This window comes from Paenibacillus selenitireducens, assembly GCF_002021565.1.
GTDB lineage: Bacteria > Bacillota > Bacilli > Paenibacillales > Paenibacillaceae > Paenibacillus_K > Paenibacillus_K selenitireducens.
This window is the reverse complement of sequence record NZ_MSZX01000003.1, coordinates 208,321-233,936: the sequence shown is the minus strand read 5'-3', so window position 1 is coordinate 233,936 and position 25,616 is coordinate 208,321. Positions and strand designations below refer to the sequence as shown.

24 protein-coding genes are annotated in these 25,616 nt (G+C 44.8%); 10 read left to right on the top strand and 14 right to left on the bottom strand.

Annotation, left to right across the window (positions count from 1 at the left end):
* Positions 1-16 precede the first annotated feature (16 nt).
* The 3 genes from BVG16_RS08820 to BVG16_RS08810 are packed head-to-tail and all read right to left on the bottom strand — an operon-like array spanning position 17 to position 4,482.
* Positions 17-1,549 carry an extracellular solute-binding protein gene (locus BVG16_RS08820; protein WP_078498184.1) on the bottom strand — a complete coding sequence of 511 codons (1,533 nt, stop codon included), beginning with the start codon at positions 1,547-1,549 and terminating at the stop codon, positions 17-19.
* 55 nt (positions 1,550-1,604) lie between these two features.
* Positions 1,605-3,464 (bottom strand): sensor histidine kinase, encoded by a 1,860-nt coding sequence (locus BVG16_RS08815; RefSeq protein ID WP_078498183.1) that lies wholly within the window; start codon positions 3,462-3,464, stop codon positions 1,605-1,607.
* A gap of 1 nt (position 3,465) precedes the next feature.
* On the bottom strand, positions 3,466-4,482 hold the full coding sequence (locus tag BVG16_RS08810; RefSeq protein ID WP_158081653.1) for a response regulator: 1,017 nt from the start codon (positions 4,480-4,482) through the stop codon (positions 3,466-3,468).
* A gap of 200 nt (positions 4,483-4,682) precedes the next feature.
* Between BVG16_RS08810 and BVG16_RS08805 the strand changes: the two genes are divergently transcribed.
* The gene (locus BVG16_RS08805; protein WP_233146941.1) at positions 4,683-5,627 is read left to right on the top strand and encodes a MerR family transcriptional regulator; all 945 of its coding nucleotides are present in this window, start codon (positions 4,683-4,685) and stop codon (positions 5,625-5,627) included.
* 66 nt (positions 5,628-5,693) lie between these two features.
* Here the strand turns inward: BVG16_RS08805 and BVG16_RS08800 are convergent, their stop codons facing one another.
* Entirely contained in the window at positions 5,694-7,148 is a 1,455-nt protein-coding gene (locus BVG16_RS08800; RefSeq protein WP_078498181.1) for an alpha/beta hydrolase, read from the bottom strand.
* A gap of 233 nt (positions 7,149-7,381) precedes the next feature.
* Here BVG16_RS08800 and BVG16_RS08795 point away from each other — a divergent pair, with 233 nt between their 5' ends.
* Entirely contained in the window at positions 7,382-8,572 is a 1,191-nt protein-coding gene (locus tag BVG16_RS08795) for a coenzyme F420-0:L-glutamate ligase (RefSeq protein WP_078498180.1), read from the top strand.
* Between the two features lie 71 nt (positions 8,573-8,643).
* Here BVG16_RS08795 and BVG16_RS08790 read toward each other — a convergent pair whose 3' ends face one another.
* Positions 8,644-9,231, bottom strand: coding sequence for an NAD(P)H-dependent oxidoreductase (locus BVG16_RS08790; RefSeq protein WP_078498179.1), 588 nt, complete (start codon positions 9,229-9,231; stop codon positions 8,644-8,646).
* 120 nt (positions 9,232-9,351) lie between these two features.
* Between BVG16_RS08790 and BVG16_RS08785 the strand changes: the two genes are divergently transcribed.
* Positions 9,352-9,786 (top strand): MarR family winged helix-turn-helix transcriptional regulator, encoded by a 435-nt coding sequence (locus tag BVG16_RS08785; RefSeq protein ID WP_078498178.1) that lies wholly within the window; start codon positions 9,352-9,354, stop codon positions 9,784-9,786.
* A gap of 217 nt (positions 9,787-10,003) precedes the next feature.
* Here the strand turns inward: BVG16_RS08785 and BVG16_RS08780 are convergent, their stop codons facing one another.
* A complete protein-coding gene (locus BVG16_RS08780; RefSeq protein ID WP_078498177.1) occupies positions 10,004-10,585 on the bottom strand; it encodes a TetR/AcrR family transcriptional regulator in 582 nt (193 codons plus the stop codon).
* A gap of 222 nt (positions 10,586-10,807) precedes the next feature.
* Between BVG16_RS08780 and BVG16_RS08775 the strand changes: the two genes are divergently transcribed.
* Positions 10,808-12,004 carry an MFS transporter gene (locus BVG16_RS08775; protein ID WP_078498496.1) on the top strand — a complete coding sequence of 399 codons (1,197 nt, stop codon included), beginning with the start codon at positions 10,808-10,810 and terminating at the stop codon, positions 12,002-12,004.
* 67 nt (positions 12,005-12,071) lie between these two features.
* On the opposite strand, the gene BVG16_RS08770 is transcribed toward BVG16_RS08775, so the two are convergent.
* Together BVG16_RS08770 and BVG16_RS08765 are read right to left on the bottom strand one after the other, a co-directional pair.
* Positions 12,072-12,479, bottom strand: a complete 408-nt coding sequence (locus tag BVG16_RS08770; protein WP_269845587.1) for a DUF5050 domain-containing protein — start codon at positions 12,477-12,479, stop codon at positions 12,072-12,074.
* A 126-nt stretch (positions 12,480-12,605) separates the two neighbouring features.
* Positions 12,606-13,202, bottom strand: coding sequence for a TetR/AcrR family transcriptional regulator (locus BVG16_RS08765; RefSeq protein ID WP_078498175.1), 597 nt, complete (start codon positions 13,200-13,202; stop codon positions 12,606-12,608).
* Between the two features lie 159 nt (positions 13,203-13,361).
* Between BVG16_RS08765 and BVG16_RS08760 the strand changes: the two genes are divergently transcribed.
* Together BVG16_RS08760 and BVG16_RS08755 are read left to right on the top strand one after the other, a co-directional pair.
* Positions 13,362-13,925: a hypothetical protein gene (locus BVG16_RS08760; RefSeq protein ID WP_078498174.1), complete on the top strand. Its 564-nt coding sequence runs from the start codon at positions 13,362-13,364 to the stop codon at positions 13,923-13,925.
* A 140-nt stretch (positions 13,926-14,065) separates the two neighbouring features.
* Positions 14,066-14,560, top strand: coding sequence for a GNAT family N-acetyltransferase (locus tag BVG16_RS08755; RefSeq protein ID WP_233146939.1), 495 nt, complete (start codon positions 14,066-14,068; stop codon positions 14,558-14,560).
* Between the two features lie 126 nt (positions 14,561-14,686).
* On the opposite strand, the gene BVG16_RS08750 is transcribed toward BVG16_RS08755, so the two are convergent.
* From BVG16_RS08750 to BVG16_RS08735, 4 genes are read right to left on the bottom strand one after another with little or no spacing between them, the layout of a single operon-like run.
* On the bottom strand, positions 14,687-16,072 hold the full coding sequence (locus BVG16_RS08750) for a family 4 glycosyl hydrolase (protein ID WP_078498172.1): 1,386 nt from the start codon (positions 16,070-16,072) through the stop codon (positions 14,687-14,689).
* A 6-nt stretch (positions 16,073-16,078) separates the two neighbouring features.
* Complete coding sequence (locus BVG16_RS08745) at positions 16,079-16,990, bottom strand: ROK family protein (protein WP_078498171.1); 912 nt, start codon at positions 16,988-16,990, stop codon at positions 16,079-16,081.
* A gap of 23 nt (positions 16,991-17,013) precedes the next feature.
* Positions 17,014-17,727, bottom strand: coding sequence for a 6-phosphogluconolactonase (locus BVG16_RS08740; RefSeq protein WP_078498170.1), 714 nt, complete (start codon positions 17,725-17,727; stop codon positions 17,014-17,016).
* A gap of 20 nt (positions 17,728-17,747) precedes the next feature.
* Positions 17,748-18,878 carry an ROK family protein gene (locus BVG16_RS08735; protein ID WP_078498169.1) on the bottom strand — a complete coding sequence of 377 codons (1,131 nt, stop codon included), beginning with the start codon at positions 18,876-18,878 and terminating at the stop codon, positions 17,748-17,750.
* Positions 18,879-19,197: 319 nt separating this feature from the next.
* Here BVG16_RS08735 and BVG16_RS32750 point away from each other — a divergent pair, with 319 nt between their 5' ends.
* The 3 genes from BVG16_RS32750 (at position 19,198) to BVG16_RS08725 (ending at position 22,385) form a co-directional block, all read left to right on the top strand.
* Complete coding sequence (locus BVG16_RS32750; protein WP_158081652.1) at positions 19,198-19,353, top strand: hypothetical protein; 156 nt, start codon at positions 19,198-19,200, stop codon at positions 19,351-19,353.
* 258 nt (positions 19,354-19,611) lie between these two features.
* Complete coding sequence (locus BVG16_RS08730; protein WP_078498168.1) at positions 19,612-20,469, top strand: class II fructose-bisphosphate aldolase; 858 nt, start codon at positions 19,612-19,614, stop codon at positions 20,467-20,469.
* A gap of 437 nt (positions 20,470-20,906) precedes the next feature.
* Positions 20,907-22,385 (top strand): alpha/beta hydrolase family protein, encoded by a 1,479-nt coding sequence (locus BVG16_RS08725; RefSeq protein ID WP_078498167.1) that lies wholly within the window; start codon positions 20,907-20,909, stop codon positions 22,383-22,385.
* Here the strand turns inward: BVG16_RS08725 and BVG16_RS08720 are convergent.
* Both BVG16_RS08720 and BVG16_RS08715 read right to left on the bottom strand, forming a co-directional pair.
* On the bottom strand, positions 22,367-23,341 hold the full coding sequence (locus BVG16_RS08720) for a MerR family transcriptional regulator (RefSeq protein WP_078498166.1): 975 nt from the start codon (positions 23,339-23,341) through the stop codon (positions 22,367-22,369). The two genes, BVG16_RS08725 and BVG16_RS08720, sit on opposite strands and share 19 nt — an antisense overlap.
* Before the next feature lie 179 nt (positions 23,342-23,520).
* Complete coding sequence (locus BVG16_RS08715; protein ID WP_078498165.1) at positions 23,521-24,405, bottom strand: LysR family transcriptional regulator; 885 nt, start codon at positions 24,403-24,405, stop codon at positions 23,521-23,523.
* Between the two features lie 166 nt (positions 24,406-24,571).
* Between BVG16_RS08715 and BVG16_RS08710 the strand changes: the two genes are divergently transcribed.
* Entirely contained in the window at positions 24,572-25,561 is a 990-nt protein-coding gene (locus BVG16_RS08710; RefSeq protein WP_078498164.1) for a DMT family transporter, read from the top strand.
* Positions 25,562-25,616 lie beyond the last annotated feature (55 nt).

Here is a 25,616-nt window from a genome sequence, read left to right as displayed (position 1 = left end):
CCTTCAGCTCAACGGCTTAGTTCAATTCGGCGTAGATCGCATTCGTCTCCTCGATAATCTTATCGCCTCCGCCGGTTCTCCAAGCTTGGATCGCTTGATCGATGGATTCGATCGGCTCCCTGCCGACAATCACATTCACGATAGCGGTCACCAGCTTCTGATCGATTTGGGCACCAAGCTTGGATGCCGTCTCGGATACTAGCCCCGCGGCCGGATCGGTCCAACGGTACTTCTCCGTGTTATTGAACCAGGCCATGACTTTGTCTGCATATTCTTTACTGTCCCACAGTCGGATCTGAATGCCCGGGTCAAAACGACGTATGAACCAGGTGGATAATATTTGCGGTCGATCTGTATCGAATTTATCCAGCTTTACGTATTTATCCCCGTCCTTCTGATAGTGAACGCCCTCAATTCCGTTCTTCGTCAGAATAAATCCTTCGTCCGAGAAAATATAATCGAGCACTTGCAGAACACGCTGTTGCTTCTTCTCTTCCAACTTGCTATTTAAAACGATTTTCGCCGTACTCGTCACCGTATTGGCGAATTGCAGCCCCGTCGATCCCTTCGGCGGATCCAACTGTACGATATCCGCCGTCGGTGCAAGCTTCTGCAGCGTCGGCAGCGATTGGGTGTATACTTCGTTCGGGTTGACCTCGGCCATTCCTAACGTGTTAGCCTCTAATTTATTCCATGGATCACGATCTTTATTGACCGGGAAGTCTTTGTCCAACACACCCTCTACATACGCTTTATGCAGAAATTCAGCCAGTGCCTTCCACTCGGTCGCCTGAACCTGCTGAGGAACAAGCTTGCCGTCCTCCAGCTTCCAATTGTTTGCCAGTCCGAACGCGCCTTTCAAGTAATCTATCCCACCGATGGAGGTGGTGCCTACGGACATGCTAAAACCAATGGTATCCTTCTTTCCGTTGCCGTCGGGATCTTGTTCCACGAACGCCTTAGCCGTATCATAGAACTGGTCTACCGTCGTCGGCATTTGCAGACTCAGCTTATCCAGCCAGTCTTGCCGGATCGCCAGATTGCTCCGAAATGCCGGCGCATACATAGGTAGTCCATAAACCTTTCCCTTTGGATTCATCATCTTCATAGCTTCATTCGGCACATTGTTCATAATGTTCGGATAATCTTTCAAAAGTGGCTCTAAATCCAAAAACACCCCTTTATTCATCCACTTGCTGTACATGGAAGCATCCCAAATCTGGAACACATCCGGAAAATTGTTCGATGCAGCCAATACGTTCAGCTTTTCTTTATAGCTGTCACCCGGCACCCATTGAAATTTCAAATTGATATTGAACTTCTCGTTTAGCAGCTTAACCATGGGATGATCATCTGACCACCCGCCGCCCGCCGCTGTGCTGACCATCATCGTGATGTCCAGCTTCTCCGACATGCCTTTATCCGCCGAGCCCGGTTGTTGGATCACTCCATTCGCCTGCTTCTCTCCTTCGTTTGCCTTGTCTCCGCAGCCGATAACACCTACTAGGAACAAAGCAACGGCCAGTAAAGCCATAAATAACTTTTTCATTTTGTATCCCCCTTGAGTGCGGTGTATGTTCTCACCCAGTATAAAAGAGCAAGACTCAAGGCGCCTTATCCAAATTCACGATCTCCGACTCATTTCCACGAAGTTGAATGGGCTTGTCTGTCCGCAATGGAATTCGTACCGATACCACGGTCCCTTTGCCAATAAAAGAGTCGATACGGATGCCATACTTCTCGCCATATTTGAGCACCAAGCGGGCATGGACATTCGCAAGCCCGAGCGAACGATGGGGGTGAGGGACCGCATCTTCATGCCGTATGGAGGTTGCTTGTTCCAGCATCCGGTGAATCTCTTCCAATTGCGCTTCATCAATTCCTTTGCCATTATCGGCGATTTCAATAACCAAAGCTTCGCCGTCCTCAAAAGCGCTCACAATAATCGTGCCGTCTCCTCCATGCGGCTCAATAGCATATTTCACCGCGTTTTCCACGATCGGCTGCAGCGTTAGCTTCATGCACAGGCAGTCGTGGAATCGTGTGTGAATGAGTACGGAACAGTTGAACGTCGCGGGGAAGCGCAAATGAATAATTTCGAAATATTTGGTCATAATATCCAATTCTTGCCGCAGCGTTACTTCTTCTTGCTCGAACCTTGCGGTATAGCGGTACACATCCGCAAGGTTTCGAGCCATCAGCTCGATCTTTGGCACGTTTTCGAAGAACGCCATGCTCTTGATGATGCCCAGCGTGTTATAGAGCAAATGGGGATTGATCTGATTTTGCAGCGCATGAATTAACGCTTCTTTCTGACGCAGCTCAAGACGCATTTCTTTCATCTGCAACTCATACACCTCGTCCAGAAGCTGTTGCAACCGCGAGACCATATTGTTAAAGCCGAGATGGAGATATTGGAACTCATCCTGCCGCTTCTCAATTTTGGCACGCACCCGTAAGTCGCCCCTCGATACCCTCGCCATCATATTTTTCAATCCCGTGATCCGTTTGACGAATTGATGCGTGAGCAGCGGAACGGCTGCCATAATAATGAGCGTAACGATAAAGAATGAGGCATATATCGCGTTGCGCACGGCTTTTAACCCTGCCTCCATTTCGGAAGAGGGCACGATGGAGACGATGTTCCATTTCATGCGATTCGATTGATTGACGGAGACGAGCCACGACTCTCCGCCCCACGCTTGCTTGTATGCGGCGCTAGCGTCCGCTGCCAACCGGATAGACGATAATGGCGTCTTTGACCGGGGTTTTCCGACGTAAGTATCGTTCGGGTGATAGACCACGATATCGTCGGAAGACACAACGAGCGGATATCCTCTTTCGCCCACCCCGACTTTACCGAACGTTTCGATCACCCGCTTCGGAATGATGTCCAACACCAGCCGACCGATGATCTCAATCGTATCGATATCGTAAATCGGAAGGACGACGGAGAATACCGCATATTTGGTTTGATCCGGATAATTAGTGTAGTGCGTTGGAATGATTTGCGGTGCGGATTGAAAAGGGAGCGAGAACCACGGCTCGTTAGAGTAAAATCCCGATTGTGAATAATAATAGCTAAAAATCGAGATCATGCGGCTCTGTTTGGACATGAGGAACATGCCCGCGAGTTCGGGACGATCGGTCGCTGCGAACTTTTGCAGCTCGCTCTCGATTGCCTCTGTTTCTTCGACCGATGAGTTCTCTTTTTTCAGATAAGCTTGAACTTCCGGGCTCGCCGCGATACCAGCCGTGGACTCCATCAATCGTTCGATATAGGAATCCATGTCGTAATTAAATCTCGAAGCAACATCGCCCGATAAGCGCATGAAGTCATTGGCGGCCACATTGTTGAACAGGTGACTGGCGATCGAAAGAGCAAGGGCGAGAGACATCAGATTGACGGCCAGAAAACCAACCGTCATTCTGGATTTGATCGAATGCAAATAGTGTATTTTCAAGTCAGAATCCCATTCCTTTGCGATAGTCGTTTGGCGTCATGCCTGCAATCGTCTTGAACATTCGGTTAAAATGAGGAAGCGATATAAATCCCACCATTTCCGCCGCTTCATACACCTTGATGTCTTCTTCCATCAATAACACCTTCGCTTTTCGAATGCGGACCCCGTTCAGATAACCGATAAAGGACTGGCCCGTAAATTGCTTGAACAAATGGCCGAAATAGGATGGGCTTAAGTTGGCTTGCCCGGCTACCTTCACCAATGTAAGCGGTTGCATATAATGGTTTTCGATATATTCGCAAGCTTTGCGGATCACCTGTCGTACTTCCTGGCCGGAAACAGCACGCGACTTGAAAGACCATACCTCCAGCATCGCTCGAAAGTATCCTGTGACAGCCTCCTTATTGTTCCAATCGGGTGATTCCGACGGTATGTAATCTGCGTCCATTCCCAGTATCAACGCTGTCAGCTTGCCTTCGAACGCCGTCAGAGCAGATTTTCGCGACTTCGGAAAGACCGTTTGCGCCCTCCATATTTCTTGAATCACCGTGTTGAGCTCCGTATTTCGTTCTTTTGCAGCCGATTGCGGCAAACGTTCCATAAAGGCGTTAATGAATTTGAAGCATCCGTTCAGCTCTTTGAAAAGCTCCAATCGATCTCTTGATTTCAGGAGTGCTTCCTTCAGTTCGTCCTGCATCACCGGCTTCAGCAAATATTCCGACACGCCGTATCGAACGGCCTGGCGGGCATAGTCAAACTCGTCATATCCGCTAATAATGATGGAGACAATCGGTAAACCTGCGTCGTCCATATTACGCAGCAGCTCCATCCCATCCTTACGAGGCATTCGAATATCCGTTATCAAAATAGACGGCCATAACTCATGCAGCATGTTCCAGGCATCCTCACCGTCGACAGCTTCCCCTATTACAGTAAAACCGCCGCCGATCCGCTCAATCATCTCCGTCAATTCGCTGCGAAGCCAATGCTCGTCTTCGGCTACCACAATATGATACAACTTGACTACCCCCTTCATTTCTATAATTCCCGTACGTTTCATTGCATCCCGGCTAGGATAAGCCCTGTGTAATTTACATCAAAACAAACAATGCATAATTCTGTCAATCCCAGAAATACAGCCCGAATAAGTACAGAAATGAACATTCCTCTAAAAATGAATGGACTAACTAGTATAATGCAAATAGGGGGTGTAATCATTTGGACAAGACATATTCCATTGGGGAAGCCGCGAAAATGACCGGAACCACCATCAAAACCGTCCGTTACTATGACACGATCGGATTGCTTAGACCCACAGGATATACCGAGGGCGGACATCGGCTGTACACATCGACAGATCTATGGCGCTTAGAGCTGATTACAACCCTGCGATATTTGGATTTTGGGATCGATGAGATTAAACAGATGATCTCTGGAGAAATACCGCTGGGGAAAGCACTCGACTGGCAGATTGAATCCATCGAGACACAGATGAGCACACTCGCGGATATGCTATCGATTTTGCGGCAAGCGAAGGAGCATGAAGAGGATTCCTTGCATTATATCTATGACCTGGTGACCACACGGGCCATCAATACCGAGAAGCGCAATCAATTTATCCTTGATAAAGTGGAAGAATCCAAATTTCTGGATGGGATTCCGGCGGAATGGAGAAGATCATTTCTTTATAACTTTAACAAACATATTATCAATCAAGTCAAAATATCCGCCAAACAAACGGTCGCTTGGCATGAATTGCAGGAACTCATGAACGACCCTCAGTTTATATCGGACCTTAAGAACGATGAGTTTCTATTTTTCAACATGGTTCATCAACCTCATTATGATGCTGCAAGATGGGTCAAGAAGCTCGAGGAAATTCACGAACGATTAAATACGGCTTTGGAGCACAAACGCTCTGCCGATAGTCCCTTCGTACAAGCCATTGTCGAGGATACGGCCATGCTGTATGCAAGTTCCGGGCAATCGGCCAACCAAGCGGATTTTTTCCGCTACTTTGCCGCATATTCGCAGCATCCTAGAACAGAACGAATCGAACGGTTCAATACGCTATGTTCCATCTTGAGCCCCAAATACCGCTTGTTCGCTAAAGGAAACGAGTTACTGCTTCAAGGCATACAGTGGAAGCTGAAACAGCTGTAAGCCAATACGAAAAGTCGAGGGCTCATCGCCCTCAACTTCTCATGCAACATCATTTGAAGTTCGGTATCAACCTTTCTGTAATGAAAATCCAGGATGGTCACCGATATTTTGGTCTAACAATTTTAACGGCTCTTGCTTTAAATAATGGTCAAAGAAATCCAGCGAGTAATCGTTAATCAACTGATGGACACGGTGTACATCCACGCCCTCCGACTTTTCGAACAACGGTGAAATTAAATACATGTCGGAAAAACCCATATGTTTCATGTTTTTAATTTTCATCCAGTAGTTGCCGCCCATGGCTACTGACGTTTGCCGAGCAAAAGTGTCCTCAAAAAACTGGGTTAACTCCGCTCGTGTCGTACCCTGAGAAGCAATATACGCATCGCTCATATGCTCTGTACCCGATAGCGTGTCATCTGCACTCATCATCAGGAATGGCTTCTTCAATCCGTCTGCCGGAATCCGAAGTTTGCCGTAGAGTCCGCCGTCCATATTGATCGCGGCTTTAATTCTGGAATCCGTCATTAACATTTGCGTCGTTGTTGCCCCACCGAAGGAATGACCAAACATGCCGATACGCTCCAAATCCATGCGATCCGTAAAACGATGGTCTGGATCGTTCTTGGCGAGCTTCTCGACTTGATCGAGCACAAACTTCGCATCTTCCACCCATTCTTCGTTTATTTGATCTAGATAGTCGATTGTATTGCTTTCTTGGGGAACAAATTGTACGGCACGGCCATCAGGGAACACCGATATCGTACTACGGTAGGTATGATCAATACCTACAACGATATAACCATGACTGGCTAATTGTTCGACCTCAAACGTGTTTTGGTTCTTCGTCCCGTTTAACGAATGCGAAAAAATGAGCACGGGATAGGTGGATTCCTGATCGGATAACTCTGCCGCCTCGATCGCGTGCGTTTTGGCAAACCCAATGCTTGTAAATAATAGCTTAGGCATATGCAACGCTTTGCTATATCCATCTGCAAAAACATCGGGGTGAGAAACATAAGGTGCTTTCTTTCCCTTGGCCGTTGAACTCGCCGGATACCATATCTGTATCATCAATTCACGCTTGTCGCCGGGTTCGGGCGTATGGAGTTCCTCTCGTTGATCATCTTTCCAAGCATAGGATACCGTGCCTATTTTGTAGGGGCCCGTCGGCTTTTCAAACGTAAATACCGGCAGCAGGAGAGGCAGAGCCACGGCGATGAATGAATATAGGACGGCCAGCGTCGTAATTAGAATCAACCTTAATCGGGATACTTTCTTTTTTACTTCCTTCGGTTTGGAAAAATGTCTTACTGCGAAGATAACGACGGGGACCAGCGTCATCCCATAGACCGGAATCATCTGCCACCGCAACCCTTCAATGAGTCCATGAAGCAGCACGAATAGGGCTGAAATTCCGGTACCCATGATCAGTCCTCGCTGCGATTTGTTCTTAGCGAATATCAACCAACCCAGTAATAGAATATTCAAGATTGTAGACACTATTTCTAAAGACCTCATAACGATAAAACCTCCTCTTTTTCTGTTCCAGCTGCTTGCTGAACCAAAGTATAAAACCTCCCCTAACGGGACATTCAACACCTATTTTTTCAGTTTCAAAAAGGAGCAATTAAGAAGCTTATATTAACACTGTTTATGTTTACTATTATCTATATTAATTTTACTTATGGCTCTGAATCGCTGTATAGTTAAAGGAGATATTATGGAGTATTTTGTGATAAGGAGCGATAATATTGGAAAGAGTAGTTGGAACAGTTGTTAGAGGTCTTCGTTGCCCGATCATCAACCAAGGGGACAATATAGAAGAGATCGTCGTAGATAGTGTGCTAAAAGCAGCAGAAGTCGAGGGGTTTCATCTCCATGACAAAGATATTGTGACGGTAACGGAATCCATCGTTGCTCGGGCTCAAGGCAATTATGCAACGATCGATCATATAGCAACAGATATTCGTGCAAAATTCGGTGATGAAACACTTGGCGTGATCTTCCCGATCTTAAGCCGGAATCGGTTCGCCATCTGTCTACGCGGTATTGCAAAGGGCGCTAAGAAAATCGTCCTCATGCTCAGCTACCCCTCGGATGAAGTGGGCAATCACTTGGTAGACATCGACATGCTGGATGAAAAAGGCGTGAATCCTTGGACGGACGTACTCACAGAAGAGCAATTCCGCGGTTATTTCGGACATAACAAACATCCGTTTACGGGTGTCGATTATATTGATTACTATAAATCGTTGATTGAAGAGTACGGTGTTGAATGTGAAGTCCTCTTCTCCAATAATCCCAAAACCATTTTGGATTACACGAAAAATGTGCTCACTTGCGATATTCACACCCGATTCAGAACGAAGAAAATCTTAAAAGCGAATGGCGGAGACAAAATTTATAGCCTTGACAACATCTTGTCGGAATCCATAGATGGCAGCGGTTGTAATGAGGCTTACGGTTTACTCGGATCCAACAAAGCAACGGAAAATACCGTAAAGCTATTCCCGCGTAACTGCCAACCTGTCGTAGATAATATCCAACGTATGCTTCAAGAGAAGACAGGCAAACAGGTTGAAGTGATGATCTACGGAGATGGCGCATTTAAAGACCCAGTAGGTCAAATCTGGGAGCTGGCGGATCCAGTCGTATCCCCGGCTTATACTTCCGGCCTGAACGGCACGCCGAATGAAATCAAATTGAAGTATTTGGCGGATAACAACTTTGCGGATTTAAGAGGCGAAGAACTTCAACAAGCCATCGCCCAATTCATTGATCATAAAGAATCCGATCTTGTAGGTTCGATGGAATCGCAAGGAACAACGCCGCGAAGACTTACGGATCTGATTGGTTCTCTGTCCGATTTAACTTCAGGCAGCGGGGATAAAGGTACGCCGATTATCTTTATTCAAGGATATTTTGATAACTACACCAAATAAGTCAATCGATGGGTTGATGCCCATAAAAGCAATGTTCGTGATGAGCATTGCTTTTTTCTGTTCGATGCGTGTTATTGGGCTATCGCTTTAAAATACTGATAAACCTGATTCAATTTCTTCTCGTGTCTGCCTTTCGGACTCTCCATGCTCCCAAATTCGAAAAACTTTACTTTGCGGATGCCCACGTATTGAAGCAGCGCTTTTCTCATGAGAATTTTATGTGCATTACCCAACCAATATAAAGGATAGAGGGCAGGCCCTTTCATGGTGGATATACAAACCGCGGATTTCCCTTTCAGCAGCCCCTCTGGTAGCAGACCACCATTGTCTCGATAGGCAAAATTCGATGCAAACATCTGGTCGATATACCCCAATAGCATCGCGGGAGGCCGCCCCCACCAAATCGGATACACGAACACGATCTTGTCCGCCCAACGGATTTGTTCACGATACTTCTCTAGCTTAGGATCGATATGCATATCCCTTCTCCGTTTGTTCTCGTTAAAGACCAGAACCGGATCAAAGCCCTCTTCATATAAATCAAGCACCTGGACCTCCGTGATATGCGCGTTCTCGCTGCTCCCTAGGATGACTTTCTGCAAAAATGCATAACTTAGACTCCGATGATTCGGATGCGTATAAATCGTCAAAACGTTCATTGCTCCACCCCATTACTTATCATTTGATAACCAAATGGTATCACACCCTCTTTTTAGTTGTCAAATGATAATTGTATGTTGATAATTAGTTTGTTATTGTTTCAATAAGAGGTGATTGTTATGGACAGAGCAGCGCTATTTCAAAAATTCGTGACCTTTACAACGGCCTTGCATGAAGTGACGCATGAATTAACCAAGGATATCAAGCCGGACGACATTACGCCCGTACAATATAGCATTCTGGAGTATATCGCAGTCAGCCAGCCCGTTACCCTAAGCCAAATTAGCGACTGTATGCATATTTCCATGCCGAATACGAGCCGAGAGCTTAAGAAATTAACCGAAAAAAATCTATGTGAAAAATTTGACGTTGCAGAAGATCGACGCAAGCAATTAATCCGGCTCTCCGAAGCAGGACAGACCATGATGGACGTGGCTTTTCAACGTATAGGCGGGCGTTTTCTGGAACGGATCAAGCATGTTTCCGCAGAAGAACTGGAAGACATCGAACGGGCACTGGATGTGCTTCAAACCAAAGTATTTCAAGGGGAGTAAGAGGGTGTAAAGATTTGGACAAAACATATGCCATTGGTGAAGTTGCTAAAATGACCGGAACCACCGTAAAAACCGTCCGCAGCAAATTTCTCGACAACAAGAGAAAAGAGAAGCCCCTCTCTTAAGCAAGAGGCTTCTCTTTTTGTATTTTCAATATATTTGGCTAATAGAGCAGTGCTCTGATTCAGGCTGTACCGGATAAGTTTGCGCTCTGAACCTACCCCAGCAATGAAAGCGTTCCTTTCACGGAATTATCAACAAAGGAGCGTTCCGGACGAGATTTCATGATGACAGTAAGTCCTATTAACGACACCACTAATGTCTGTGCCAAGCCCTTTGCGTTAATTCCGGCATCAAGCTCACCCGAGCGCAAACCTCGTTCAATCGTCTCCTGAAAGATGACCGAAAGATACATCTGATGCTCTCTGGTTAGGATTTCAAATTTCTCATCATGAGGTGAAAGCTCCACCATCGAATTAATGCAGAAGCATCCCCAGCTTGGACTATTTTCATATTCTTTTTCCACCATATGTTCAAAAAAGGCACGGAATGCCTCTTTAACCGATGAATTGGTTTGAAGATTAGCGCGAACATAGGCTGCATGGGAACTTGTATATTTTCGCAGCGCAGCTTCAAATAAGCCTTTTTTATCTCCAAAAGCTGCGTAAATGCTTGGCCGCTGAATGCCCATTCTCGATGTTAAATCACTTAAAGAGGTAGCCTCGAACCCCTTTTCCCAAAATACGTGCATCGCTGCATCCAATGCCTTTTCCTCATCAAATTCGCGTTGTCGAGCCATCATAACTACCTCTTTTCTTATCGAACGGTATGTTATTATTTTATGATCAGAAGATTATAATGTCAATACGGTTAAAACTCATCCACAACGACCCCTTGACAATTCATAATTTTCGAGGGTATATTTGTCGAGCAGTATTATATACCGATCAGTACGTTATTTATCGGAATGGACCATCGAAAATTTAAGGAGGCGTTATCTTTGGGGAAGTATGTTGAAGAAATGAAAGTCATGACAACACCAAGATCCGTGCCCGCATCTTCCATGTCTCGCAGTGTGGCGTTCTTATTTGCAATCGCCTGCGGTTTGGCTGTCGCCAACATCTATTACGCACAACCCTTGCTGGATTCGATCTCGAAAGAGTTCGGCATTACGCATTCATCCGTAGGAATTGTTATTACGATCACGCAAGTTTGTTATGCGCTGGGACTGTTCCTGCTCGTGCCGCTCGGCGATCTTTTGAATCGACGATGGCTCATTGCTGGCCAGATGCTTTTATCCGTGTTGGCACTGATTGTGGTGGGTACGGCCTCTTCCAGTACGGTATTGTTCATCGGCATCTCTGCGGTTGGACTGCTCGCCGTCGTAACACAGACGCTCGTTGCATTCGCGGCAACGTTGGCTGCCCCGGCTGAGCGTGGGCGTGTCGTCGGATCCGTGACAAGCGGCATCGTCATTGGTATTCTACTTGCGCGATCTTTCGCTGGCGTATTAACGGATTTAGCCGGTTGGCGTTCAGTTTATTTGGTCTCTGCGGTATTGACGTTCATTATGGCAAGTGCATTGTTCCGGGTGCTGCCTCATGATAAACCCGAAAGAGAATCGTTATCTTACCCACAGTTGCTTCGCTCTATGTTCACGTTGTTCTTGCAGGAACGAATCCTACGCATCCGTGCAGCACTAGCTCTGATGATCTTTACGGCTTTTAGCATCCTATGGACTTCGCTCGTGCTGCCGCTCAGTGCTCCGCCGCTTTCTCTTTCGCATTCTGCGATTGGGGCGTTCGGCCTCGCTGGTGCTGCCGGGGCATTAGCCGCAGCACGAGCTGGTCGTCTTGCTGATCGAGGTTTAGGGCAAAGAACCACCGGCGTGGCGTTAATTCTGTTACTTGCATCCTGGTTGCCCATACATTATACACCGCATTCACTGCTCGCATTAATCGTGGGTATCATCCTGCTTGACCTAGCCGTGCAAGCCGTACATGTCACCAACCAGAGCATGATCTTTACGGTACGCCCCGAGGCACGCAGTAGGCTTACAGCCGGGTACATGATGTTCTATTCCATTGGCAGCGCCACCGGGTCCATCGCGTCTACCATGATCTATGATTCCTTTGGCTGGGACGGCGTATGCCTGTTAGGTGCTACAGTCAGTGCTGTGGCTCTTCTATTCTGGTCATTGACCCGTCGCCTTTCATGATGAAGAAGACAGTTAAAAAAGCCTCTCTGACATTTGACTGTCATTGAGGCTGATCTGTCATACCTGCTTACTTCACCGTATAGATGCCGCTCTCGTACGTCAAAGTGTACGCTACGCCATTCTCTGCCACGATCATGTTCCGAATATTGTCTGCTGCAAGACGTGTAGAGCTACCATCCGAATTCATGCGATAAAGACCCGGTTCATAGCCATCAGCCGTGTAATAAGCCCCTGCACCTCCAACGTAGTAAGTGCTAACGGAATGTTCCGAACGTTTTTTGTTCTGCCCGGTTGCAATCTTGTATTCATATAACACACCCGCTTGATAATCGATAGCTTTGGCATTCACCGTATAATAGAAGCTGCCTTGATGTAGACGCACGTCCAGTACTTTTTGGTTCACGATCGTCTTGACAGCACCTGAAGCGGTATCGAGCATCTTTAATGTACCTGAAGCGGCATCGATATAATAGATCTTATCTTCCTCTCTCTCTGGTTGGTCAATGCTTCCTTTTAGTTAGACGCATCTAAGCTGGGAAATGTTATAAGCTTGTATTGTGGAACAAGTAACTCGAAATGCGAATCCGATTTGTGATGTCCCCTACTTCTCCACCCGTCCGACCAACCCATAAAAGAACAACTGCATCAATTGATCCATACTCCGAGTTTTATGATCTTGATCCGCCTCTTTCCAATACCGACCCAGCTCATTCTTGTACATCGTGAAGTACAGCATCGTTACCTCGTCTGTTTGATCTCGATGAATATACCCCTCTTGCTTCCCAATCGCGACAAACTTCGCAAAAAATGGCATGGCCTTCTGCTCGTTATAGCTTTCCATCATTTGCACCAACCCACCCAACTCAGAGGAAGGCACTTTAGGAAATTCATCCGATAAGATTTTTAAATTTTGGGCCTCCAACAGCATGATTTCCTTGGTCTTCTCAGGAAAAGAAAGCTCTGAATCTAGAATACGCTCATATTGCTCTAACTGCTTGTCCATCCAATTCATGAGCATATCCGTGTAGAGCTGTTCTTTTGTTCCAAAGTAGTTATAAATCGTTGCTGGGGAAACCTTCGCCTTATGAGCGATCTTGTTCACACTGACCTTCTGAAAACCAAATTTAGAAAATAATTGAAATGAAACACTGTATATCTGCTCGATTTTTTTCTGTTTACGTCGTTCGTAGCCGTTCATCTTGCTCACCTCACTTGTAGTGTAGCTTAAGTTTTAGAGTAATTCAATAAAATCAGTACAAATCTATTGTGTTTTCGATTTTTCATATATATAATTGTTTTGTAGTTATTATAGCAATTAAGTACATAACTATAAATTAATGATGGGAGTGTAATAAAAATGATGCAAATACGGATTCCTTCATTTTTGCATGATATTTTTGGCGAAAAACAGTCTATCGGGTCCATGCTGTCCATACTTCTTTTTGGCGGACTGCTAACCACTGCATTATATTTGATATTTCCTGATCTTACGGACCATTTACCGTTGTGGCGCAGCGTGCTGGCATTATTATTGATTTTCGATATATTTTCCGGGTGTGTAGCCAATTTTACTGCTTCAACCAGCAACTTTTATGCGTCCCGAAAAACGAATCGAATCGTTTTCATTGCGATACACTTTCATATCGTAGTTGTTGCGCTTTTATTAAATACGAATATTTGGTATTCGATAGGCGTGTGGGCATATACGATTGCAGGAGCATTGATCGTGAATGCGCTGATCGGAAAGGCTTCACAACGCTTCGTGGCAGGGATCCTCTTGTCTGTTGGCCTGGGTGGTATGCCGCTGCTGCCAAATATACAGCCCTATATGCTGGCCATCTGCTTATTATTTTTGCTTAAAGTGTTATTTAGCTTCGCCGTGGATCATTATGGTATTGCCAACACCGGTGAAGAAGCATGAGTACTTCGTATCGCGTATCCAAGCTAACAAAGTCAGATAAGCCCTTATTCGTACCTCTCATGAGCAGGGCATTTGCCCGGGATCCTCTATTCCTGCATTTATTTGGGGATTCGCAACTAGACCGTAGAGCAAGAAGGCGTGTGGCAGCTTTTGTTTCTTTTATGTTTGATAAAAGCTTTCTGCTCCATGAAGAGGTGTGGGGAGTTTTTGAAAATGAAAGGTTGCTTGGCACCTACATCGTTGAGAAGCCACAAGCAAGTAAACTTAATGTGAAAGGATTATTATTCTTAATCCTGAGGTTGGTTCCATTATTTTTTCAAATATCCAGAACAGCCTTGAATCTCCTTAATTCCTATATGCGAGTCACAAGATCTGCGGCTCCCTCATTAACGCATCACTACCTCATTATGATTGGAGTTACACCGGAAGCGCAGGGAAAAGGAATTGGCAAAGCCTTGCTTCAGCATCTGTTAAATACGGTACATACAGACCAAAAATCGCATGGAGTCGCTCTGGATACGGAAAATAAAGAAAATGTCCATTTGTATCAGAGATTTGGATTTACTTTATGCAGCGAAACTCAAATCAACGATTTACCTGTGTATTGCATGTTCCATCCAAAAAATATCACTTAAATTGTTAGTTCTTAGGATAAGCATCTAAAAAAAAGGACCTTTTCTAGAGATTAATCTAGGTAAGGTCGTTTTTTCATCTTTATCACTTGCTTTATCCATCAAGCTTGAAATTTTCGATCGAGTATCTTATTTCCACTCTAGTTCTGGCAGTATCTTCTTCTGCAATTCACACATTTCGTCGATCATCGCACAAGCTTGATAATAAGTAGGAGCTTGAGGATCAAGCAGAATAGCTTGCAACAATTTTGTTTTCGACTTTTCTACATACGCTTCTAACAGCAGTTTATGGATCGTGCCTTGAATATGAATCGTTCCAATAATGGCCGTTGGCAGTTCAACCGTCATTGGTTTAAATACAATTCCACTTTTGTTAACAATCGCTTGTGTTTCAACAACCATATCATCTGGCAGCCCTTTTATAGCGCCATTATTCTGCATATTAACCGCGTTTAGCTGAATTTCATCGTCGAAGAAGATCGATTCGATAATTGGAATAGCATATTCATTGCTGCAATGAACCTTTTCCTTATCGAAAATATAAGCCTGTTCTGTCCAGAGCTCTTGTGTCATTGTTTCTGTGAATAAACCCTTATCCAGATTATTACCGCTAGCACAATACACGAATTCAGGAATTCTTGAATTTTTCTCCCATAGCTTTTCTCTTATTGGATCATAGCGATACTGTAAAGATAATCCTGCATAGAAATCTTCCGCATAGGATATATACTCGCCGCAATGATTCGTTCCTGGATAAGGATAATATCCATATGTGCGGTACATCGTTCTGGATAATGCAATATGATCAAAATGCGCCATACGATTCGCTTGCTTTTCCTTTTCATGGAATAGAGGATATAGATCTTCTCCAGTCTTCTTGTTCCAAATTTTCGTGAAGAAGCCGAAGTGGTTCAGGCCGCCGCCTTCAATGCCGATTTCGCTTTTATCCATCTCCAAAAATTCTGCCAGCTGATCGATTCCCATATCCAGACCATGACACAAGCCTACCACTTTAATCGAAGTTAATTTAGAAATAGCTTCTACCAATTTAGCCTCTGGATTTGTGTAATTGATGAGCCAAGCATTCGGACATACTTTTTCCATTGTCTTCGCAATTTCCAGCATCGGGCCTAAATTTCTTAGGGTGTGGAACATAGATCCCGGGCCGCCATTCTCACCATAAATCTGTTTGCTGCCGTAACGGCGTGGAATATGGAAGTCTTGGGACCAGTAGAAATATCTCTCCACTTCAATAGCCACGATAACAAAGTCAGCCCCTGTTAATGCGTCTTGCAAATTCGTAGTTTCCCAGATCTTCGCAGGGTGAGAAAATGCAGTGAACATTTCGGTTGCATACTTGTGGGTTCTTTTCACATTCTCTTCTACAATATCCATAAGGACAATCTCAAGATCAACTTGCGTCTTCAAACGTTCTGACAGCACCATATCATTAAGTGCACCTAATGCAAAAGAAACACTGCCTGCTCCAACCAACGCAACTTTCAATTTTTTCATTGTTCCTCATTCTCCTTTATCTTTTTTGTATACGTTATATCCGGCTCCAATAATTCCAGCATCGGGGCCAAAGTGTGAAACCACGATTTTGACATTGTCGCTTAAATGCGGGAGCACCTTCTTTTTAGCGCTTTCAATTACGCTATCAATTAGCCATTGGTTGTGATGAATAACCGCTCCCCCGACAACAAAAATATCCGGATCTATCGTTTGCATCAAAGAAACAATGGCATTGGAAAAGTACTCGATCCATGAATCAATTACCGCCATTGCTTGTTTATCTTTCAGATGATACTGTTCAAACAGTAAACTCGCCGTCGCATGGCTGCCATATAAGCTCTTACTGTCCTCTTCCAAGGCTTTTCCGCTGCAAAGAGATTCTAGCGTACCATTGTATAACGTTGAATGATTTTTCTTACTATCGGAAATAATCATGCTTCCAATCTCGCCGGCATACCCATGGGCACCATGGATAAGCTTTTTATCCAGAATGATTCCGCTTCCAATTCCGGAGCTAACCGTTATATATATCGAATGATGATATGCTTGGGCTGCTCCATGATCCGATTCAAGTAGTGTGATGACATTCACATCATTCTCGAAAAAAACATCATACTCCGGAAAATAAGACTTGATTATTCCTATATTGACATTCTCCAGACAAGGGATGTTGGTTGCATCACGGATAACTTCGGTTTGATCGCTCCAGGGGACAGGCAATACAATGCCTATCTTATTGGCCTGTCGTTCATGGTCTACTTTCTCGATCATTGCTTGTACAGCTTTAAAGATCTCATCAACATGTTGGAAACTGCTCGTTAACGCCGTCTCCTTCCGATCCAACTCAAGATTCCCGTTAACCAATCCAACTCGAATATTTGTACCTCCAATGTCTACACCAATCACAAAATTACTCATGTTTGTACTCCTAATCTTTGATACTATCTAATATATTTTGCAGCCTCTAAATCCAAATAGAAATCAATATGCTTATAACCGAGCAATTCCTGAGCAGGCAGTAGCGCTTCCTTATTTGAGAATATTTCTCTTACTATTTCAGCTTTTCTCTCTCCGGTAATGGCTACAACAACTCTTTTACTATTGGCAATCTGCTCTAAACCTAATGTTATTCCTTGCACTAATTCTGTCTGTTGATGGAAGTATTTCTGGGCGACTGTCCTTGTTGTTTCCGATAACTCCACTACACTGCTATGATTTAATACCGGGCAGCCCGGTTCATTTAATCCGATATGTCCATTCATGCCTACGCCCATTAAACTGAATGTTATGGGATGTTGTTCGATAAAGCGATCAATTCGTATACACTCCTGCTTCAGATCTGGCGATGTTCCATTGAAGAACTCAATTTGGCTGTCGTCGAGCGATACGAGCGAGAAAAGATCCTGATTCAACATCTGATAGCAACTACCCTCGGAGTCTCTGTCAATTCCAACCCATTCATCTAAGCTTACGATGTTGAGCTTCTTGATCCTCGAATAAATCTCTGCATCGCTCGCAAATTTCAGATAACTTTTATGCGGCGTACTTCCTGAGGCCAGGCAGAACACCGGATGTTCATCGTTTAACAAATGATCTTTCATCTCTCTAGCAATCTCATTAGCTACTTCCTCTTCACTATCAAAAATTTTTAGCATCTTGTTCACATCCTTAGATTTTATGCAGAAATGACATGTATCATCTCTTGCTGAAGAATGAGTATCGCTGCTCCAATTGCTGTTGATTGATGGGAATCACTCGCTGAAATCGTAGGAGTCCACTCCGTGTATTGCTCAACATAACTTTTGGTACGATTCAATATACGTTCCGGAAACAGCGCTATGGTCTTACCGCTAATAATGATCTGATCGATATCCAATATGCTAATCACATTCGTAATCGTTAAAGCGAGATGCTTAGCGATATAATCGATGCAAGCTTCGGTGTCTTCAGCAGAATTCAAGTCATACGTACTTAACAAGTACTTAATGCCTAATCTGCTCTCCAGCCACCCGACGGATGACGGCGTTCTCTTATATTCCGAATCGAAGCACATATACTCCAGCTCTCCCGCGCTTGCATGAACGCCTCGGTGCAGCTCTTTATTAATGATCAAGCCGCCCCCAACCCCATCACCTGCAGCAATATGAACGAGACTCGTCGGTGCTTGATCCATATTTTCCAGATTCCGAAACTCCGCCACTGTCGCAGCGTTCACATCGTTCTCCAGAAGAATGGGCAGGTTCACTTCACCTTTCAGATTCTCAATAATCGCTTCGTAATTAAAGTCGTTTTCCATGTTATGCTGGGTTCTCATTCGGATCGTTTTCTTCCTTGTATTGATCGCTCCATCAACGCCAACGCCTATACCGAGGACAACACTATTTATTTCCTTCGCTTTTTCCTTCAGCTGCATCACAATCTCTTTAAAAATTGAAGTAAACTCATCACTATAAAACGGGATATCGGTTTCAATGGAATACGAATCTATGATCTTGCTATATAAATTGATAAGTAAAGCCGTGATCGTGTTGCCTATAATCTGTATTCCGATTGTTGAATAACTATTTTCATTAAATCTATATACGGTTCTTTTTCTTCCTAGGCCGCCAGATCCTTCCCGACTTTCACCAGTGGCTGTCAATATCCCGATTTGTTCAAAAAAGGTAACGATCTTGCTTACCGTAACAAAGCTCATTGAAGTTTTTTCTGTGACCTCGACTTTTGCCAATTCAGGATTTTGCAATAAAATATCAAAAATTATTTTTCTATTCTCATCTTTAATATCATTCGGTAAAAAAGACTTCATGAATTCACCCACTCACGATCTATTTAATTAAATTAATAAATAAACTTAAATAATTTGGATAATACATTCATTATATACCTGCTTGTATACATGTCAAGCACTCAAATGCCGCCTATCACAATTATTTTTGCTTGTGCTCGTAAGGGATGAATCGGGGACATCGGTATGTTGAAATGGATCATTTACCACAGTACCCTTTCGGATTCGGATTAAGCTATACCCGCTTTGCATACACTAATCTAGATATTAGCTGCTCTTCTATGCGGCCTACTGACAACTGCTGGGTATCGGTCAAAGTTACGAATATCGGAGAGATAGCATGATCAATGTCGAATTCGATATTGGGCAAGATCAGCTTGCAATGGTGACGCGCGAATTGAAGCGTGTCGTTGAGCCAGGACGTTTCGCCATTCTTGTTGGCGGCGACTCACAGCGTGTACTGCGTACCGAGCTTGAGGTCATTTCAGACCAATAACAGAACACAATTCAATAGATAGACCATCCCATAAACCATGGGATCAAATTCAAATGTATTCCGTTCACATTTTCCAGAGGAATTAAATCATATTTATGGTAAAATAATAATTGTCATGCGTGAGTTAATTTATATTAACTAAACCGACATACTGTTATTCTGTAGCGGAGAGTATTGCTAACGGCTGCATTTCTTGTTATCACGCACCAACGACAAGAAACCCTAACAGTAAAAAGAACCATACTAGGAGGATTTATCATGGCATTAGTATCAATGAAAGAGATGTTAATCAAAGCACTAAAAGAAGGCTATGCGGTTGGCCAATTTAACATCAACAACCTGGAGTGGACGCAAGCGATTTTAGCTGCAGCAGAAGAAGAGAAATCTCCAGTTATCCTTGGTGTATCTGAAGGCGCAGCTCGTCATATGGGCGGATTCAAAGTTGTAACTGCTATGGTTGCGGCACTAATCGAAGAGATGAAAATCACAGTTCCTGTTGCAATTCACTTGGACCATGGTTCAAGCTTCGACAAATGTAAAGCAGCGATCGATGCTGGCTTCACATCTGTTATGATCGATGCTTCGCATCACCCATTTGCAGAGAACGTTGAAACAACGAAAAAAGTTGTTGATTATGCACACAGCAAAGGCGTGTCTGTAGAAGCTGAGCTTGGTACAGTTGGAGGTCAAGAGGATGATGTTGTCGCTGACGGCGTTATCTATGCTAACCCAGCAGAATGTGCTGAGCTTGTTAAACTTACAGGTATTGATTGCCTAGCTCCAGCCCTTGGTTCTGTTCATGGTCCTTACAAAGGCGAACCAAACCTTGGATTCAAAGAAATGGAAGAGATCTGCAAATCAACTCAACTTCCATTGGTTCTTCATGGCGGAACAGGTATCCCAACAGATCAAATCAAAAAATCTATCTCCTTGGGTACTGCAAAAATCAACGTGAACACAGAGAACCAAATCGAGTTCACGAAAAAAGTTCGTGAAGTTCTTGCAGCAGACAGCGAAGCATTCGATCCACGTAAATTCTTGGTTCCTGGACGTGACGCAATCAAAGCAACAGTTGTTGGTAAAATCCGTGAGTTCGGTTCTTCGAACAGAGCTTAGTACTTAGGACAAGCCTTGCGATAATAAAAACGACCTTCTCTAGAGCGTTAATCTAGGTAAGGTCGTTTTTTTATGTTCATTTCCGAGCATGACTTGATTTAACATCACTTGAGTAGTAAAGCAATAATAAGTTTTCCAAATCATTTTACCATTCCCCATATTAGGATGTTCCGCACGAACAGGAAATGATACGACGCCCCAATCGAGAAAGGTCTATATCTGATTTCTTTAATTACTCTTTCAAACACCTCAGTTCTACTCTTAGAAAGTAGAGAGAGAGAACTAACTTTCACTCCATATTACTCAGAAGATGGCCCGCTGCTTGTGCGGGTTCCTCATTCATCGAATAAATAGGTGTTGATTCTCCTCTAACAGGAGGTTTTATACTTGGAATCAGGTCGGCAGCCAGAAGAGAAATCCAAGGAGGATTATAGATCATGAGATTAATTGAAATCGGGCTTGTCTTATTTAATGTATTGTTGATGGGGCGGTTAACCCTAGGGCGTCCCAAATCACAGCGAGGGTGGCTGATAGGCGGCGGCATTTCTGCTGTTTTGCTGCTTGTCCATGCATTCGTGGAAGGGTTGCGTTGGCCGATGATTCCGGTGTATCTGATCACACTATGGGCGATTGCGGGAGGAGCAAGACTTTTCTTCCGATCCGCAGCAAGGCCATCAAGCAAGCCGCGGCGGCGATGGAAGACAGTACTCCTTGGGGGAGTTGCGGCGGTTTATGCTGCCGTGGCCATTGTTCTGCCGCTCCTGTTCCCTGTATTTTCTTTGGCGGAACCCACAGGCCCCTACGCGATAGGAACAGTGACCTACCATTGGACCGATTCTGCACGGGAAGAAAAGTTTACTGAAGCGTCCGGTGATTCCCGCGAATTAATGGTTCAAATCTGGTATCCGGCAAGTTCGGAGGCTACTGGGAAAGCGGCGCCATATTTATCTGATCCTGCTCCGTATGTAGAAGGACTGCATGAATTATTGCAGCTGCCGGAGTTTTTATTCTCAGGGTTGAAACTGGTCAACACCCATGCTATTGCGAATGCCGGGCTGGCGGATACGGAATCTAAATATCCTGTGCTTTTGTTCTCGCATGGATTTATGGGCTACAAGAATCAGAACACGTTTCAAGTCGAGCAATTGGCAAGCCACGGCTATATTGTCGTAGGGATTGAACATGCCTATAGCAGTGTGGCATCCGTATTTCCGGACCAGCATGTGGCGAAGTTTGATTCGGAAGGCAAGACGGGCTATGAACAAATGAAGTATTCTTTTATGGACGAGCGCAATCAAGTCTGGGTGGAAGATGCGAAGTTTGTGCTTGACCAAATCGAGGCATTGTCTGCAAATGACCCTGGCGGTCTGTTTACCGGCCGGATCGATCTTGAACATATGGGCATGTTCGGCCATTCCTTTGGGGGAGCCACGACGGTGCAAATGCTGCTGGACGATTCCAGAATTCAAGCGGGTATTGATATGGATGGTGTGCTTTACGGTGAAAAGCGGATTCCTGCAGACGGCTTGAAGAAGCCTTTTCTGCTCATGAGTGCCGATGACACGTTAAAAGGGGTGGACCACACCGGTGATGCAGAGATTGCCGCGCTAGGGACGGACAGGGAAGAGATTGCAGCCTACTATGATGAGCTGTTTGCCCGGTATGAGCCGGTAACCGCCAGCGGGAATTATTGGATGACTTTTAAGCACAGCAAACATATGAGTTTCTCGGACCTGTATCTGCTCACTCCCTTGTTTGAATGGATGGAAGGGGTGGACGTGCGCGGAACGCATGAGCTAATTAACGAGTACACGCTTGATTTTTTTGACCATTATCTAAAAGGGCAGCCCTTGCAATATTTGGACCGCAACCTTGGAGACCATCCAGAGTATACCCTTCAACAAGGAGCGGAGTGAGCGTCCTCCTGCCTGAGTTTCCATTGCAATCCTTGCATCAGCAAGGCGTTGCCTCTTACAACGACGTCCCATTTGGGATTGAGGAGCAGGCACAGTTTATTGAAGCGTTCCATCCGTTCGGTAGGAGCATGAAGCATGGATTGAGCATATTGGCGGAAAAAGGCGGCTTTATCGCCGAACTGCTCCGGACTCGCATACATCATCACAAAATCTTCAACAATCGTCTGTACAACAGCACTGTCTGCTGATAATCTTTGTTGCAGGGCCGCTTCCACCCGGACCCGGATGTTCTCCAACGTTCTGATCCAGGCCGCAGCGGGAACGCGGGGGTGCCTGACCATATTGAAAAAGGGCAGTTCGTAACGGACAAGATCCTCCAGGTACTGCGATTCGTTCATAAGCGCTTGCAGTTCGTTCCAAGCTACGGTCTGCCCAGCCGTCACTTTGACTTCATTGATAATATATTTATTGAACAAATATAAAAAGGTATCCTGCCATTCGGCCGGCAATTGGCCGAGCGCCTGTATTTCTTCTATTTTGCTGGAGATGAACCGGTTTCGCTTATCGGCATTCATGGACAAAGAGTCGACCAACTCATTCATATAATGCAGGGAAGTGCCTGTTGAATCATGCTCTTTGGCTTGGCCCAGAATCGAAATCATATTGGTCAGAGTACTGACCTGGGTCTCAAGCGCTTCAATCTGCCAGTCGAGTGCTGTAGTAATCTGAATCTCTCCGGCCATTACTTGGCGGATCTCGTCAATGCCGAAGTCCAGATAGCGCAGCGTTGTGATCAGCCGCAGACGGGAAATATCTTCAGGAGTATATAACCGGTGTCCGCCTTCGCTGTGGCTCGATGGTTTCAATAGAGCGATGTCGTCATAATAACGGACGGTTTTAACGGTTGTGCCCAGCAGCTTGGCCACCTCGCCGATGGTTTTGGTATCTTTACGCAAGTGATCGCCCCTTCGGTTGGAATCATACGATGTTTGGAATTGATTGTACCGAAAAGAATGACGATTTTCAATTTATAAGACGAACATCGCGCAATGTTAAGGACCCGGCCCTTCTGCTCGTGTTGCAGATGAGTCGGGTCCTATTTTCACATTACGCATCAATGTCTTAGAGACCGGCATCAACGGCTTTCTGGCAACGGTTCATGTTCCAGTCTCGTTCGAGCCACAATTTCATCCATAAAGCATTGTAATGTGCTCGTGATATAGGAATCTTTGCGCCGAATGAAAATCGTCGTAATTTCATGGTACGGTTCAGGTACGTTATGACAAAACACGGTGCCACTCACCACCAGATCGGTAATGGATGATTCCGGAATAATCGTGATTCCGATTCCCGCAGCTACGCTGCCAATAATCGTCCCGAACGTTCCGAACTCCATGATCTGTTTCGGGACAATCCCCTCCGACTTCATCCAGCTTTCCAGTCTTTCGCGATATCCGCAGCCTTTATTGTATAGCAGTAAAGGTCTTTTTGTTATTTCCTCTATTGAAAAGGTCTCCCCTTTGGTGACAAGTACGAGCTTTTCCTGAATAACCTCCACCTGTTCGATTAAGGGATGTCGGATAGGACCTGATACGAAAGCTCCGTCCAGCTTCATATCAATGACGTCTTGCAACAAACGATCAGTAACCCCGGCTTTTAAGGATAATTCCACTTGGGGGTACTTGTTATAGTAAGCGGATAAAATGTCTGGGAGGGCGTTCACCGTCTCCACAATGCCGATTTCGAGGACACCGGAGGGGTTCGACGTATCTTCAAAGGTGCGTATCATTTCATCCATTCCCGATAGGATCTGCCTCGCATGTTCCAACAACCGCTTGCCTTCCGGGTTTAAAATCATCCCTCGTTTATGCCGATAGAACAATGGCGTCCGAAGCTCTTTCTCCAGCAGCTTTATTCGTGCTGTCACATTGGATTGAACATAGTTGAGCTCCAATGCGGCTTTACTGATACTTCCATGTGTAGCAACCGTCTGAAATATTTTCAAATCATTAAACTCCAATGTTACCTCGCCTCTGCTCTCCCGTATGTCTATGACTTTTGTTAGATATCATTATAAATGATGATAAACTTTATTTTCAATCATTTTACTATCGACCTTTACTCTCCTATGATGAGTGATGAACAAAAAGTTGGCAGATACTTACTAGGGAGAGAGACAAAAACCAATGCTAAAAAAACAAATCGTCATAGGTTCCATACTGTGCCTCATTGCAAGTATGTCGTGGGGAGCGATGTTTCCCGTTGCACACATAGCATTGCAGCAAATTGATCCATTCTATTTTTCATTTATCCGTTATTTCGTCGTTGCCGTCCTTCTCAGTGTGTTACTGTGGATGAAAGAGGGAAAAGCTTCATTTCGCTTAGAGGGACGGGGAAAGACATTATTGTTCTTGGGAACGATGGCATTTACGGTCTATAACATGGGCGTCTTCCTTGGACAGCATCTCATGGGGGAATCGGGAACAATCGCCGCCTCCATTATGGAAGTCCTCATGCCGATGATATCCATTATGGTCCTATGGATCACAACCAAAAAAGCGCCGAATAAATACACGCTCACGAGTGTAGGTATTGCGCTTGCCGGTGCATTACTCGTGATCACCAACGGGAAATTGGCCTTTTTCATGATGGCTGGGCAACATCTTGTTCCTTTACTTCTGGTTTTTGTGGGAGTTTTGGGATGGGTAGTGTATTCGATGGGGGGAAGCCGGTTTAGAGATTGGTCGATCCTGCGCTATTCAACGCTAACCTGCTTGCTAGGAAGTGCGGTGTCTTTCGTTATCGTTGCGCTTGCCTCTGCCTTTCATTTGCTTCCTGTTCCTACCTTGGACACGATACTTTCGATCAAATATGAAATGTCCTTCATGATCTTATTGCCAGGGCTAGCGGCCTTGCTCTGCTGGAATTCTGGGATCAAGTTGTTATCGCCGATTAACGGCATATTATTCATTAATTTTGTTCCGATTACTACATTCGTGATTATGGCTTTTCAAGGCTACCAAATCAGCAGTTATGAATTTTTCGGGACGCTGCTCATTATCTTTGCCTTAATACGGAACAATGCGTACCAAAGGAAAACCCTACGCGTTCATGACAAAAAAGCTGTTCCTGCTGCAAACATCCCTAAAGAAGAGAGAATGAGGGCTGCTCAATAGAAATGATAAATAAAAGGTGACCTCATCAATCTCAATCGGGTCACCTTTAGCTTTT

Excerpts from the sequence above, each read along its gene's own strand:
- BVG16_RS08750 (WP_078498172.1), bottom strand. The coding sequence starts at position 16,072 with ATGAAAAAATTGAAAGTTGCGTTGGTTGGAGCAGGCAGTGTTTCTTTT.
- BVG16_RS32750 (WP_158081652.1), top strand. The coding sequence starts at position 19,198 with ATGATCAATGTCGAATTCGATATTGGGCAAGATCAGCTTGCAATGGTG.
- BVG16_RS08780 (WP_078498177.1), bottom strand. The coding sequence starts at position 10,585 with ATGGCTCGACAACGCGAATTTGATGAGGAAAAGGCATTGGATGCAGCG.
- BVG16_RS08765 (WP_078498175.1), bottom strand. The coding sequence starts at position 13,202 with ATGAACGGCTACGAACGACGTAAACAGAAAAAAATCGAGCAGATATAC.
- BVG16_RS08785 (WP_078498178.1), top strand. The coding sequence starts at position 9,352 with ATGGACAGAGCAGCGCTATTTCAAAAATTCGTGACCTTTACAACGGCC.
- BVG16_RS08800 (WP_078498181.1), bottom strand. The coding sequence starts at position 7,148 with ATGAGGTCTTTAGAAATAGTGTCTACAATCTTGAATATTCTATTACTG.
- BVG16_RS08710 (WP_078498164.1), top strand. The coding sequence starts at position 24,572 with ATGCTAAAAAAACAAATCGTCATAGGTTCCATACTGTGCCTCATTGCA.
- BVG16_RS08775 (WP_078498496.1), top strand. The coding sequence starts at position 10,808 with ATGAAAGTCATGACAACACCAAGATCCGTGCCCGCATCTTCCATGTCT.
- BVG16_RS08740 (WP_078498170.1), bottom strand. The coding sequence starts at position 17,727 with ATGCTAAAAATTTTTGATAGTGAAGAGGAAGTAGCTAATGAGATTGCT.
- BVG16_RS08790 (WP_078498179.1), bottom strand. The coding sequence starts at position 9,231 with ATGAACGTTTTGACGATTTATACGCATCCGAATCATCGGAGTCTAAGT.
- BVG16_RS08820 (WP_078498184.1), bottom strand. The coding sequence starts at position 1,549 with ATGAAAAAGTTATTTATGGCTTTACTGGCCGTTGCTTTGTTCCTAGTA.
- BVG16_RS08735 (WP_078498169.1), bottom strand. The coding sequence starts at position 18,878 with ATGAAGTCTTTTTTACCGAATGATATTAAAGATGAGAATAGAAAAATA.
- BVG16_RS08745 (WP_078498171.1), bottom strand. The coding sequence starts at position 16,990 with ATGAGTAATTTTGTGATTGGTGTAGACATTGGAGGTACAAATATTCGA.
- BVG16_RS08760 (WP_078498174.1), top strand. The coding sequence starts at position 13,362 with ATGATGCAAATACGGATTCCTTCATTTTTGCATGATATTTTTGGCGAA.
- BVG16_RS08730 (WP_078498168.1), top strand. The coding sequence starts at position 19,612 with ATGGCATTAGTATCAATGAAAGAGATGTTAATCAAAGCACTAAAAGAA.
- BVG16_RS08725 (WP_078498167.1), top strand. The coding sequence starts at position 20,907 with ATGAGATTAATTGAAATCGGGCTTGTCTTATTTAATGTATTGTTGATG.